Below are 13,298 nucleotides of genomic sequence, written 5' to 3'. Positions count from 1 at the left end.
GACTTATTCGTCCCGTGTACCGAGCAGGCCCTTGGGCCGGAAGATCAGGATCAGGACCAGGAAGAGATAGGGCAGGATGGGAGCGACCTGCGAGAGCGTGAGCTTGAGCACCGAGTTGTTGCGCGCCGCCGCGCTGAGCTCCAGGCCCAGCTGCTGCGCCAGTGTGACGAGGGAATAGTCGAAAGCCACGGCAAAGGTCTGGATCACACCGATCAGCACCGAGGCCAGGAAGGCGCCGGAGAGCGAACCCAGCCCGCCCACCACCACCACCACGAAGATGACGGAGCCCACCGTGCCGGCCATGGCCGGTTCGGTGACAAAGGTGCTGCCACCGATCACACCGCCCAGGCCGGCCAGCGCCGCGCCGGCGCCGAACACCAGCATGAAGACGCGGGGCACGTTGTGGCCCAGCGCCTCCACCATCTCCGGGTGCGTCAGTGCCGCCTGGATCACCAGGCCGATGCGGGTGCGCGTGAGCATGAGCCACAGGGACACCAGCATGAACAGCGCCACCAGCATCATGAAACCGCGCGTGGCCGGGAACGGCGAGCAGGCGGCTGCCTCGCAAAGCTCGGCCGGCGCCATGCCCCAGACCAGGCTGATGCCCTCGGCAGCGTGGTTGACCAGCGTGAACATCGGGCCATGCAACAGCTCGGGCGGGCGGAACTCCACCGCCGTGCGGCCCCAGACCAGCTGCACCAGCTCGAGGATGATGTAGGACAGGCCGAAGGTGATCAGCAGCTCCGGCACGTGGCCGTACTTGTGCACCTTGCGCAAGGCCAGGCGCTCGAACACCGCGCCCAGCGCCCCGACCAGCAGCGGCGCCACGATCAGGCCGGGCCAGAAGCCGACCAGGGAGGCCACGCTGTAGCCGATGTAGGCACCCAGCATGTAGAAGCTGGCATGGGCGAAATTGAGCACGCCCATCATGCTGAAGATCAGCGTCAGCCCGGAGCTGAGCATGAACAGCAAGAGCCCATAGCTCAAGCCGTTGAGCATGGAGATGATGAAGAACTCCATCAGGAAACAACCTTCCGTGTCTGCATGGCAGACCTCATTACAAAGTGCTCAGGCATGAAAAGGGCCCGACCTTTTCAGAGCAATCGGGCCCCTTGCCTGGCTGCAATCAGGACAACTCAGGGACGCTTCATCTGGCAGCTGGTAGGCGTGCTGGACACGTAGGACGGGAATTCCTTGACCAGGGCCAGGGTCATGCCGGTGTTTTCCGGGCTGTAGGGGAACTTCTTGTCCGCCTTCTGCCAGACCGTCATGTACAGCGGCTGCTGCATCTGGTGATCGGCCTTGCGCATCTCGACTTCACCGTTGTAGCTCTTGAACTTCAGGCCTTCCAGGGCCGCAGCCACCTTGACCGGGTCGGTCGACTTGGCCTTGGCCATGGCCTCACCCAGGGCCTTGTAGATGTGGATCACCGAGCCGGTGTAGAAGTCGTCCTTGAACTTGGCCTTGTATTCGGCCTGCCACTTGCCCATGTCACCACCCATGTTGTAGTGGTTGTAGGACACCTGGAAGACACGGCCCGCGCTGGTCTGGCCCAAGGCGGTCGGCGTGCCGCTCACACCGGTGTAGTAGGTGTAGAACTTGCCGTTGTAGCCGCCTTCGTTGGCAGCCTTGACCAGCAGCGCGAGGTCGGAACCCCAGTTGCCGGTGATCACGGTGTCGGCGCCCGAAGCCTTGATCTTGGCGATGTAGGGCGCGAAATCGCGCACCTGGGCCAGCGGATGCAGGTCTTCGCCGACGATCTTCACGTCGGGACGCTTGAGCGCGAGCAGCTCCTTGGCGAACTTGGCGACCTGATGGCCATGCGAGTAGTTCTGGTTGAGCAGGTAGACGTTCTTGATGTCCTTCTGGTCCTTCATGAAGGTGGTGATGGCTTCCATCTTCATGGAGGTGTCGGCGTCGAAACGGAAGTGCCAGTAGCTGCACTTGCTGTTGGTGAAGTCGGGGTCGACGGCCGAGTGGTTCAGGTAGATGATTTCCTTGCCGGGGTTGCGCTCGTTGTGCTTGGCCACGGCGTCGATCAGCGCGCCGGCCACCGAGGAGCCGTTGCCCTGGGTGATGTAACGCACGCCCTGGTCGATGGCGGCCTTGAGCTGGTTCAGGCTTTCGGCCGGGCTGAGCTTGTTGTCGAGGGCGATGATTTCGAACTTCACGCCCGCAGGGTTATTGGCACCGCTGAACTTCTCGCCGAAGAACTGGAAGCTGCGGACCTGGTTGTTGCCGACCGGGGCCATCAGGCCGGACAGCGGATCGATCCAGGCGATCTTGACGGTTTCGCCCTTCTGGGCCAGGGCGGCACCGGCAAAAGCCAGCATGGCGGCGGCGGTCACAAGTTTCGTGGTGAACTTCATTTGAAATCTCCTCGTTGACAAAACCATTGCAGGGTAACCAAATTCAACTGGGGCAGCGCTAGGGATTGCCCTAGAACTATCGCCTTTGCGACTCCGCTGTCCGAGGCCATCCGACCTTGCAACACGACGGGTCATTCAGCATGCCCTGGGGCCTCAGGTGCCCGGCAGCTTGTAGTCCTTGAGCGTTTCCCGCAGCCGGGTCTTGAGCATCTTGCCGGTGGCGCCCAGGGGGATGGCGTCGACGAAGATCACGTCGTCCGGGATCTGCCACTTGGCGGTCTTGCCCTCGTAGAACCGGAGCAGATCTTCCTTGCTCACTTCCGTCCCGGGCTTCTTCACCACCACGACCACGGGACGCTCGTCCCATTTCGGATGCCGCATGCCGATGCAGGCCGCCATGGCCACGGCCGGATGGGCCACGGCGATGTTCTCCACGTCGATCGAGCTGATCCACTCGCCGCCTGACTTGATCACGTCCTTGCTGCGGTCGGTGATCTGCATATAACCGTCGGGGTCGATGGTGGCCACGTCGCCGGTGGGGAACCAGCCATCCTGGACCAGCGGGTTGCCGCCCTCGCCCTTGAAGTACTCGCGCAGGATCCAGGGCCCGCGCACCAGCAGGTCGCCGTAGGACCTGCCGTCCCAGGGCAGATCCTGGCCGTCGCCCCCCACGATCTTCATGTCCATGCCGTAGATGGCGCGCCCCTGCTTGAGGCGGATCTTCATCTGCTCGGCCTCGGGCATCGTCAGGTGCTTGTTCTTGAGCGTGCACAGCGTGCCCAGGGGCGACATCTCGGTCATGCCCCAGGCGTGCAGCACCTCCACACCGTACTCCTCGCGGAAGGCGGTGATCATGGCCGGCGGGCAGGCCGAGCCGCCGATCACCGTGCGTTTGAGGGTGGAGAATTTCAAGCCGCCGGGTTTCATGTGGCCGAGCAGCATCTGCCAGATGGTGGGCACGCCGGCCGCGTAGCTCACGCGCTCGGCCTCGATCAGCTCATAGATGGACTTGCCGTCCAGCGCCGGCCCCGGGAACACCAGCTTGGCACCGGTCAGCGCGGCCGAGTAAGGGATGCCCCAGGCGTTGACGTGGAACATGGGCACCACCGGCAGCACCGAATCGCGCGCGCTCAGGCACATCACGTCGGGCAGCGCGGCGGCATAGGCGTGCAGGAGGGTGGAGCGGTGGCTGTACAGCGCCGCCTTGGGATTGCCCGTGGTGCCGCTGGTGTAGCACATGCTGGAGGCCGAGTTCTCGTCGAATTCGGGCCAACGGTAGGTTGCAGGCTGGGCGGCGATCCAGGCCTCGTAACTCTGCAGGCCGGGAATGCCCGAGTCTTTGGGGAGCTTGTCGGCATCGCACAGCGCGATCCAGTGCTTCACCGTGGTGCATTTGGCGTGCACGGCCTGGATGATGGGCAGGAAGCTCAGGTCGAAGCACAGCACCTGGTCTTCGGCGTGGTTGGCGATCCAGGCGATCTGGTCCGGGTGCAGGCGTGGGTTGAGGGTGTGCAGCACGCGGCCCGAGCCGCTGACGCCGAAATACAGTTCCAGGTGGCGGTAACCGTTCCAGGCCAGCGTGGCCACGCGGTCGCTGAACTGCAGTTTCAGCGCGTCCAGCGCATGGGCCACACGGCGGGCGCGGGCCGCCACGTCACGCCAGTGGTAGCGATGGAGATCGCCTTCGACGCGGCGCGAGACGATCTCGCCGTCCCCGTGGTGCCGTTCGGCAAAGTCGATCAGGGAGGAAATCAGCAGGGGCTGGCTTTGCATCAATCCGAGCATGGGCAGGTCTCCTATTCTTGTGCGCACGTTTTTGCCAGTATGGCGCAAGCAAATGGCCCGACCACCGAGGGTAAGTCCCTGATCGGGACGGGAGATCGTCGGCTGCGTGACAATCACAGCATGTCTTTTGTCTCCGAAGCTGTCCAGGACAGTCCTGCCGCAGTGGCCAGCGGTTTGCACTGGGTCAATCGCTACGCCGCGCTCGGCCCGGCCTTCCACACCGCCCTGCCCCCGCAGCCCCTGCCCGCGCCCTACTGGGTGGGCCAGAGCCGTGCCGTGGGCGAGCTGCTCGGCCTGCCGCAGGATTGGGTGAATTCGGAGGATCTGCTGCAGGCCTTGAGCGGCAACCGTCCGCTGGCCGGCAGCCAGAGCGTGGCCACGGTCTACAGCGGCCACCAGTTCGGCGTCTGGGCCGGCCAGCTCGGCGACGGCCGGGCCCTGCTGCTGGGCGAGACCGCAGGCGGCCTGGAACTCCAGCTCAAGGGTGCGGGCCGCACGCCCTACTCGCGCATGGGCGATGGGCGGGCCGTGCTGCGTTCCAGCATCCGTGAGTTCCTGTGCAGCGAGGCCATGCAGGGCCTGGGCATCCCCACCACACGCGCCCTGTGCGTGACCGGCTCGGACGCACCGATCAGGCGCGAGGAAATCGAGACCGCCGCCGTGGTCACGCGCGTGGCGCCCAGTTTCATCCGCTTCGGCCACTTCGAGCATTTCGCCGCCAACGACCAGCCCGAAGAGCTGCGCCGCCTGGCCGATTTCGTCATCGACTGTTATTACCCGGCCTGCCGCACGAGCGACAGGTTTGCCGGCAACGCCTATGCCGCCCTGCTCGAAGCCGTCAGTGAACGCACCGCGACACTCCTGGCCCAGTGGCAGGCCGTGGGCTTCTGCCACGGCGTCATGAACACCGACAACATGAGCATCCTGGGCCTGACCCTGGACTACGGCCCCTTCCAGTTTCTGGACGGCTACGACCCGGCCCACATCTGCAACCACTCCGACACCCAGGGCCGCTATGCCTATGGCCGCCAGCCCAATATCGCCTACTGGAACCTCTACGCCCTGGGCCAGGCCCTGCTGCCCCTGATCGGGGACCAGGATCTGGCACTGGCCGCGCTGGAGTCCTACAAGACGGTGTTCCCGGCCGAACTCGAAGCGCGCCTGCGCGCCAAGCTGGGCCTGCAGCAGGCCGAAGCCGGGGACCGCGCCCTGATCGAGGGCATCCTCAAGCTGCTGGCCCAGGAACGCGTGGACCACACCATCTTCTGGCGCCGGCTCAGCCGCTATGCGGCCGACGGCCAGGCCGTCCCTGTGCGCGACCTCTTCCTGGACCGCACCGCCCTGGACGACTGGCTGCGCCTCTACGATGCCCGCCTGGCCCTTGAAGGCGGCAACCGTGGCGCCGACATGCTGAAGGTCAACCCCAAGTTCGTGCTGCGCAACCATCTGGGCGAACTGGCCATCCGCCAGGCGCGCGAAAAGGATTTTTCCGGGGTCGCGAAACTTCTGGCCCTGCTGGAGACTCCTTACGACGAGCACCCCGGCCATGAGGCCGAGGCCGGTTTCCCGCCCGACTGGGCCACATCCATCGAAATCAGCTGTTCATCATGAGCTATTCAATCCAGAAGACTGCCGAAGAGTGGAAGGCCCTGCTGGCCGAGAAACATGCCGAGCCCGGCGCCTACCAGGTCACGCGCCATGCGGCCACCGAACGCCCCTACACCGGCAAGTACGCCGATTTCTGGAAACCGGGTCACTACAGCTGTGTCTGCTGCGGCGCGCGCCTGTTCGAATCCGACAGCAAGTTCGACGCCGGCTGCGGCTGGCCCAGCTTTTCCGAACCCGCCGAACCCCATGCCATCGAGGAACGGCGTGACGTCAGCCACGGCATGGTCCGCGTGGAAACCGTCTGCGCCCAGTGCGGCGCCCACCTGGGCCATGTGTTCGAGGACGGCCCCACGCCCACCGGCCTGCGCTACTGCATGAACTCGGCGGCCCTGGAACACAAGCCATGACGCCCGCTGTGCGGGCATGACCTCGCGCCGTAGGCGCATCGATGACGCGGACTGCGTCCGCACGACTGAAGTCATTTCGTCATCGAAGCTGCGCAGCGGCGAGGTCATGCCCGCACAGCGGGCGTCATCGATAATTAACTTATGAAACTCCTGATCGACTTCTTCCCCATCCTGCTGTTCTTCGGCGCCTACAAGTTCTACGACATCTATGTCGCCACCGCGGTGCTGATGGCCGCCACCGTGCTGCAGACCGGCCTGATCTACGCCATCGACCGCAAGCTGCAGGCCATGCAGAAGATCACCCTGCTGCTGATCCTGGTCTTCGGCACCTTGACCCTGGCCCTGCACGACGATCGCTTCATCAAGTGGAAACCCACCGTGCTCTACGCAGCCATGGCCATCGCGCTGGCCGTGGCGCTGTGGGTCATGAAGAAGAACTACCTCAAGCTGCTGCTGGGCAGCCAGCTGGAACTGCCCGACCCGGTGTGGATGCGTCTGAACGTGGTCTGGATCGTCTACTGCGCCTTCATGGCCGCGCTCAACGGTTACGTGGCCGCCTTCTACAGCACCGAGGTCTGGGTCAACTTCAAGCTCTGGGGTTATGCCTTCCCCCTGGTTTTCATCATCGGCCAGGGCCTGTACATCGCCCGCTATATGAAGACGGACAAGGCCTGAGCATCATGAGCGCCGCGCAGAACCGCTTCAAGCAAGCTCGCACCGCAGTGCGCAGCACGGAGGACCACCAGTGACGCAGGATCTGTCCGGACTGGCCGAGCGCATGGCCCAGCGCCTGCAGGAAAAGCTGCAGCCCAGCCTGCTGGAAGTCATCGACGAAAGCGCCGCCCATGCCGGCCACGCGGGCTCCAACGGTACGGCCTGGGGCACCCATTTCCGGGTGCGCATTGCTTCACCCTTTTTTACAGATACCTCACGCGTGGCGCGCCATCGCCTTGTGTATGATGCTCTGCAAGATTTCATCGCCCAGGGCGTGCATGCGATCGCCATCGAAACGCTCTGAACGCACACGGGCCTGTTTTCCCTCCCCCTGATATCTCCGTCGATTTCCTAGGATTCATGATGAACAAGCTGATACTTCCGGCCCTGGCCCTCGCCACCCTGATGGGCGCCCTGGCTGCCCCGGTCCAGGCGCAGAACCTGGCCATCGTCAACGGCAAGCCGATTCCGCTGACGCGCGTCGACGCCCTGGCCCAGCAGTTCGCACGCTCGGGCCGCCAGATCACCCCCGAGATGATGGAAGAGCTCAAGAAGGCCGTGGTGGACCGCGAACTGCTGGTGCAGGAAGCGCAGAAGCAGGGCCTGGACGGCAGCGCCGAATTCAAGGCGCAAATGGACTTCACGCGCGACTCCCTGCTGATCCGCGACCTGGTTGCCGCCTTCCAGAAGAACAACCCCGTCACCGACGCCGAGATCCAGGCCGAATACGACAAGTTCACCGCCGCCAACAGCGGCAAGGAATACCGCGCCCGCCACATCCTGGTCGAGAAGGAGTCCGAAGCCAAGGCCATCATCGCCCAGCTCAAGAAGGGCGCCAAATTCGAGGCGATCGCCAAGAAGCAGTCCAAGGACCCGGGCTCCGGCGCCAACGGCGGCGACCTGGACTGGGCCGCATCCAGCAACTACGTCAAGGAGTTCTCCGACGCCATGGTTGCGCTGGCCAAGGGCAAGATCACCGAGACCCCGGTCAAGACTCAGTTCGGTTACCACGTGATCCGCCTGGACGACGTGCGCGAAGCCCAGCTGCCCAAGATCGACGAGATCAAGCCGCAGATCGCCCAGCAACTGGGTCAGCAAAAGCTGATGAAGTACCAGGAAGAACTGCGCGCCAAGGCCAAGATCGAGTAAACCCTGAGGGCATCCCCGAAAAAACGCGGCCACGGCCGCGTTTTTTCATGGCGACGCCAGACGGCTCGCGGGGTTTGCTCGCTTGACGCGGGCGGCCGGCCTGTGTTCAATCAGTGCAACACCAGCCCCTCAACAGGAGACCCCCATGAAGACCGTGTTGAAACAACTCTTTAAAACCGCCTTGGCCAGCAGCGTGCTGCTCGGCGCCATCGGCGCCCATGCCCAGAGCGGCAAGACCGAAGTGCTGTGGCTGGGCCAGGCCAGCGTGCGCATCACCACGCCTGGCGGCAAGGTCATCGTGGTCGACCCCTGGCTGCGCACCAACCCCAAGACCCCGGCCAACTTCAAGAACCTCGAAGCGCTCGGCAAGGTCGACCTGGTGCTGGTCACCCACGCCCACTTCGACCACGTCGCCGACGCCCCGGATCTGGCCCGCATGCACAAGGTTCCCATGTACGGCCCGGCCGGAATGAACCAGACCATCGCTACCCTGGGCGTGCTGCCGCCCGAGCTGGCCCCGCGCTTCGGCAAGGGTGGAACCATCGAGCCCTTCGGCCCGGGCGGCGTGAAGATCACCGCTACCCACGCCGAGCATTCCTCTGAATTTGCCTGGAAGAACCCGGCCACCACCAAGGACGAGGTCCATGTGGGCGGCGAGCCCGTGGGTTTCATCATCGAGATGGAAAACGGCTTCAAGGTCTACCACATGGGCGACACCGGCCTGTTCGGCGACATGAAATTCATCGGCGAGTACTACAAACCCGACCTGCTGCTCATCCCCATCGGCGGCCACTTCGTCATGAGCCCGGCCGATGCCGCCTACGCCGTCAAGAACTACCTCAAGCCCAGGTACGCCCTGCCCATCCACTACGGCACCATCCCCCAGCTCAAGGGCACCACGGCCGAATTCTCCGCCGCACTGGGCAACGAAGCCAACAAGATGCTCAAGGTCCAGCCCGGTGAGAAGGTGGACTTCTGATCCCTGCCATCCGCCCCGTTCTGAATCGTCTGCTCAAACTGTCCGCCCTGTTCGGCCTCGCTGCCAGGCCTGCACACTCTCCCCTGGCGCCCGGCGCGCCACGATCAATCCGGCGCAAACACCGGTGGACATCGACTTTGTTGCCATCGCCCCCCGGCGGGGACAGGACGTGCGCTACAGCGCCGTCTATGTGGTGATCGAGGGCGCCGGGTACTGCGCCCCGGAAGTATCGAAACATGAAAGCGCGCCTTCGCACGCATGGCGGCGCTGCAAATCCTCGCCATAGCAGGGGCCGGGGCTGTGGCTTGGGTCTTGCCCTGCGCACGAATCCATCACTTTCCTTTTGCCCCTCTGCTTCCGGGGCGCAGTGCCAGGGCCTGTGGCAGGATAATCGGGGGATGTCGATTCCCGATCACCAGCTCGAACTCCTGTCGCCGGCCCGCACCGCCGACATCGGCATCGAGGCCATCAAGCACGGCGCCGACGCCATCTACATCGGCGGCCCCTCCTTCGGCGCGCGCGCCACGGCCGACAACTCGGTGCAGGATATTGCGCGCCTGGTCCGGCACGCCCATCGCTACAACAGCCGCATCTTCGTCACGCTCAACACCATCCTGCGTGACGACGAGCTGGAGCCCGCCCGCAAGCTGGCCGGGCAGCTTTACGACGCCGGCGTGGACGCGCTGATCATCCAGGACATGGGTCTGCTGGAAATCGACCTGCCGCCCATCCAGCTGCACGCCAGCACCCAGACCGACATCCGAACGCCCGAGAAGGCGCGTTTCCTGCAGGACGCGGGCCTGAGCCAGATCGTGCTCGCGCGCGAACTCACGCTGCAGCAGATCCAGGCCATCCGCGCCGCCATCGATCCGGCGCGCTGCACGCTGGAGTTTTTCGTTCACGGCGCGCTCTGCGTGGCCTACAGCGGCCAGTGCTACATCAGCCACGCCCACACCGGCCGCAGCGCCAACCGCGGCGACTGCTCGCAGGCCTGCCGCCTGCCCTACCATGTGCAGGACAGCCAGGGCCGCTTCATCGCGCACGACAAGCACGTGCTCTCGATGAAAGACAACAACCAGAGCGCCAACCTCGCCGCTCTGGTGGACGCCGGCATCCGCAGCTTCAAGATCGAAGGCCGCTACAAGGACCTGGCCTACGTCAAGAACATCACGGCCCACTACCGCAGGCTGTTTGATGAACTGCTGGGGCAGCGCCCCGAACTGGCCCGTGCCTCCAGCGGCCAGACCACCTTCACTTTCACGCCCGATCCGGACCAGAACTTCAACCGCGAGTTCACCGACTACTTTGTCCAGGGCCGCAAGGAAGACATCGGCGCCTTCGACACGCCCAAGAACCCGGGCCGCCACCTGGGCTATGTCAGCAAGGTCGGCCCCGACTTCGTCGAACTCACGGTCAGCGAACCCGGCGCCGTGCTGCACAACGGCGACGGGCTGTGCTACTACGACCTGCAGAAGGAGCTGGTGGGCCTGGCCATCAACCGCGCCGAACCCGCCGGCCCCATGAGCGTGGACCAGTGGCGCGTGTACCCCAAGGACCCGATCGCCGGGTTCAAGGACCTGCGCAAGGGCACGGAACTGAACCGCAACCGCGACATGAACTGGGTGCGCATGCTGGAGAAGAACTCCAGCGAACGCCGCATCGGCGTCTGGGTCCGCCTGGAAGAATCCCCCGCTGGCTACTCGCTGCTGCTCACGGATGAGGACGGCCACACGGGCCAGGCCAGCGTTGCCACTGCCAAAGCGCCTGCCCAGAACCCCGCCCAGGCTGAAACCATGCTGCGCGAGCAGTTGAACCGCTTCGGAGCGACGCTTTTTGACCCGTTCGACATCACGCTGGCGCTGAGCCAGCCCTGGTTCATCCCGGCTTCCACGCTCAACACCCTGCGTCGCGATGCCGTGGCGGCGCTGGAAGCGGCCCGTCTTGCCGCCTACGAACGTCCACCGCGCGCCCGGCCGGTGGAACCGCCGGCGCCGTACCCGGAAGACACCCTGAGCTACCTGGCCAACGTCTTCAACGAGAAGGCACGTGCTTTCTACGCGAAGCACGGCGTCAAGGTCATCGCCGCCGCCTACGAAAGCCATGAGGAGCAAGGCGAAGTCAGCCTCATGATCACCAAGCACTGCGTGCGCTTCTCGCTGAGCCTGTGCCCCAAGCAGGCCAAGGGTGTCACGGGCGTGCAGGGCACGGTGCGCGCCGAACCACTGACCCTGGTCAACGGCAAGGAAAAGCTGACCCTGCGCTTCGACTGCAAGCCTTGCGAAATGCATGTGGTCGGCAAGATGAAGAAATCAGTGCTCAACCAGGCCGCACGTGAAACCGAGATCGTGCCGCTGAAGTTCTACCGCACGCGCCCGGCCAGGGCGCCGCACTGAAACCCTCCGGCCCTGGGCCTCAGTGCCGCGGCTCGGGGTCGTCGATCGGCCCCATACCGGTCTGGTATTCCCAGTCACCCACATGCAGCGCGGGCCATTCGTCGCCTTGACGGATGGCCGCCATCAGCGCCTGCTTTTCCTCTTCCGACACCAGCTGGTAGTGCGGATGCGTCGGGCCGCTTGCGGCCAGGCCGGTGGCGGGGACCGGGGTATCCAGCGCGGTGCCGGAGCGCCAGTAGATGGCATCGAGCAGCAGGCCGAAACGCTCGTAGGCGCACTGACGGATCCAGCTTTCGGTATCGGGGTCATCCCAGGCACGCCCCGCGCGCTGGGGCTGAAAATACCGGCCCACGTCGATCATGGCAACGAAACGGTGATGCCGCAGGTCCAGCGGCATGGTCCGCAGACGGTAGCTGCCGGTCGCCACGTTCAGGTCCAGCAGACTCTCCCGGATCGCCCGGTCCAGCAGCTCACGCCGGAACGCCTTGCGCTCCTCCAGGTCCATACGACGCAGCAGCATGGAGTGGGGGCTGAGCGTTTCCGGGCTGGCGCCGCGGCTCTTGCGGAAGAGGGAGAACATGGCTTCATTCTGCTGCGCCGACCGGACGCGATGGCATCGGCATGGTGTGGATTTGTAAGCGCTGCAAACACGGCGGTGAAAAAAATCGCCGCCAGAATCTGGCGGCGACCGGGTCGGGAGGCTGTGCGGTCTCAGTTGCGCACGTAGACGATCTTCTTTGCGCCGCCCTCGCAACTGCCAACGACCTTGCGGTCCCCGACCTGATCGGCGGCCACGATTTCCAGCGTGTAGTTCTTGACGCCATTGGCGTCGATCTTGGCCGCGATCTCGGCCTTCAGTTCGTCGCAGGGCTTGAGCTGGGCCCAGGCGCTGGGCAGGGCCAAAAACAGGGCGGCGATCAGTGACAGGTGTTTCATGCTTGCTCCTTGTGTGGTGTGCAGAAAATCAGGCTAGGCAGGATACCGTTTTCAATATATACCGCAAGCCCCCCACTGCGTAGCAGGGATGCGGACTGTTGCAATTGCATACAGTTCTCAAAGCAGGCCGCGCACTTCACGCGCGGCCTCCCACAGCAAAGGCAGCAGATCGCGCTGCATCGCAGCACCAGAAAGGCGCGCGGTCGAAGCCACTGCATTGAGAGCAGCGACGGTATGGCCCTGCAGATTGCGCAAGGGCACGGCCAGGGCGTGCACACCCAGTTCGTGCTCCTCGCTGCTCAGGCAGCAGTCGTCGCGCCGCACCGATTCGATCAGGGCACGAAAGGCGCGCGCCTCGGTCACGGTGTGCATGGTCAGCCGTGCCAGCAGGCGGCCTTTCATCCAGGCCTGGAATTGCGCCCGGGGCAGCGCCGCCAGCAGCACGCGCCCGGTCGAGGTGGCGTGGGCCGGCAGCCGCGCGCCCAGGTGCAGGCCATAGGCCATGAGCTGGGGCATGCCGCCGCCGCCGTCGCCGCGTCGCACGTCGCTGTTGCGCGCCACGATGACCACCTCGTCGCCGTCAAGCACCACCACCGAATAGGCCTGCCCGGTCTGCGCGGCCAGGCGCTCCAGTGTCGGCTGCAGCACACGCGGCAGGCGCGCCGACGCCAGATAGCTGCCGGAAAAGCGCAGCACCTTGCTGGACAGCCAGAAATAACTGCCATCCGTCTCCAGATAACCCAGGTGGGTCAAGGTGAGCAGGTGGCGTCGCGCCGCAGCCCGCGTGAGGCCGGCGCGCTGTGCGGCCAGCGTGGCGTTGAGGCGCTGGCGTTCGGTGTCGAAACTCTCCAGCACGGCCATGCCCTTGGCCATGCCTTCGATCAGATCGGATTTGGCGATCATGTTCACCCCATTGTTTGCGCGATGATCGCACATTTATGGCGATCATCGCGCATTG

At 64.7% G+C, this 13,298-nt stretch carries 13 protein-coding genes; 7 read left to right on the top strand and 6 right to left on the bottom strand.

The window, feature by feature from the left end; all coding sequences use genetic code 11:
* Positions 1-3: 3 nt before the first annotated feature.
* The 3 genes from ACYVH8_RS02870 to ACYVH8_RS02860 all read right to left on the bottom strand — a co-directional run bounded on the left by ACYVH8_RS02870 (position 4) and on the right by ACYVH8_RS02860 (position 4,154).
* Positions 4-1,020, bottom strand: coding sequence for a branched-chain amino acid ABC transporter permease (locus ACYVH8_RS02870; RefSeq protein WP_460487366.1), 1,017 nt, complete (start codon positions 1,018-1,020; stop codon positions 4-6).
* A gap of 116 nt (positions 1,021-1,136) precedes the next feature.
* Positions 1,137-2,369 (bottom strand): branched-chain amino acid ABC transporter substrate-binding protein, encoded by a 1,233-nt coding sequence (locus ACYVH8_RS02865; RefSeq protein WP_460487365.1) that lies wholly within the window; start codon positions 2,367-2,369, stop codon positions 1,137-1,139.
* Positions 2,370-2,522: 153 nt separating this feature from the next.
* The gene (locus tag ACYVH8_RS02860) at positions 2,523-4,154 is read right to left on the bottom strand and encodes a 3-(methylthio)propionyl-CoA ligase (protein WP_460487364.1); all 1,632 of its coding nucleotides are present in this window, start codon (positions 4,152-4,154) and stop codon (positions 2,523-2,525) included.
* Positions 4,155-4,274: 120 nt separating this feature from the next.
* On the opposite strand from ACYVH8_RS02860, the gene ACYVH8_RS02855 reads away from it, so the two are divergent.
* The 7 genes from ACYVH8_RS02855 (at position 4,275) to ACYVH8_RS02825 (ending at position 11,404) form a co-directional block, all read left to right on the top strand.
* Entirely contained in the window at positions 4,275-5,765 is a 1,491-nt protein-coding gene (locus tag ACYVH8_RS02855) for a protein adenylyltransferase SelO (RefSeq protein WP_460487363.1), read from the top strand.
* Positions 5,762-6,169, top strand: coding sequence for a peptide-methionine (R)-S-oxide reductase MsrB (msrB, locus tag ACYVH8_RS02850; protein WP_460487362.1), 408 nt, complete (start codon positions 5,762-5,764; stop codon positions 6,167-6,169). The genes ACYVH8_RS02855 and msrB overlap by 4 nt, the downstream gene beginning before the upstream one ends.
* 141 nt (positions 6,170-6,310) lie before the next feature.
* Positions 6,311-6,844, top strand: coding sequence for a septation protein A (locus ACYVH8_RS02845; RefSeq protein WP_460487361.1), 534 nt, complete (start codon positions 6,311-6,313; stop codon positions 6,842-6,844).
* Positions 6,845-6,947: 103 nt separating this feature from the next.
* Positions 6,948-7,187 carry a BolA family protein gene (locus ACYVH8_RS02840; RefSeq protein WP_460487383.1) on the top strand — a complete coding sequence of 80 codons (240 nt, stop codon included), beginning with the start codon at positions 6,948-6,950 and terminating at the stop codon, positions 7,185-7,187.
* 59 nt (positions 7,188-7,246) lie between these two features.
* Positions 7,247-8,032, top strand: a complete 786-nt coding sequence (locus ACYVH8_RS02835) for a foldase protein PrsA (protein ID WP_460487360.1) — start codon at positions 7,247-7,249, stop codon at positions 8,030-8,032.
* Between the two features lie 145 nt (positions 8,033-8,177).
* Entirely contained in the window at positions 8,178-9,011 is an 834-nt protein-coding gene (locus ACYVH8_RS02830; RefSeq protein ID WP_460487359.1) for a metal-dependent hydrolase, read from the top strand.
* A 398-nt stretch (positions 9,012-9,409) separates the two neighbouring features.
* Positions 9,410-11,404: a peptidase U32 family protein gene (locus ACYVH8_RS02825; RefSeq protein ID WP_460487358.1), complete on the top strand. Its 1,995-nt coding sequence runs from the start codon at positions 9,410-9,412 to the stop codon at positions 11,402-11,404.
* A 19-nt stretch (positions 11,405-11,423) separates the two neighbouring features.
* Here ACYVH8_RS02825 and ACYVH8_RS02820 read toward each other — a convergent pair whose 3' ends face one another.
* The 3 genes from ACYVH8_RS02820 to ACYVH8_RS02810 form a co-directional block, all read right to left on the bottom strand.
* Complete coding sequence (locus tag ACYVH8_RS02820) at positions 11,424-11,984, bottom strand: hypothetical protein (RefSeq protein ID WP_460487357.1); 561 nt, start codon at positions 11,982-11,984, stop codon at positions 11,424-11,426.
* Between the two features lie 131 nt (positions 11,985-12,115).
* Positions 12,116-12,340: a DUF1161 domain-containing protein gene (locus tag ACYVH8_RS02815; RefSeq protein WP_460487356.1), complete on the bottom strand. Its 225-nt coding sequence runs from the start codon at positions 12,338-12,340 to the stop codon at positions 12,116-12,118.
* A gap of 117 nt (positions 12,341-12,457) precedes the next feature.
* Positions 12,458-13,243, bottom strand: coding sequence for an IclR family transcriptional regulator domain-containing protein (locus ACYVH8_RS02810; protein ID WP_460487355.1), 786 nt, complete (start codon positions 13,241-13,243; stop codon positions 12,458-12,460).
* Positions 13,244-13,298: the final 55 nt, after the last annotated feature.

It is taken from the genome of Curvibacter fontanus (genome assembly GCF_054780335.1).
Note: the sequence above shows the minus strand (reverse complement) of the source record. Positions and strands in the feature narration are given on the sequence as shown.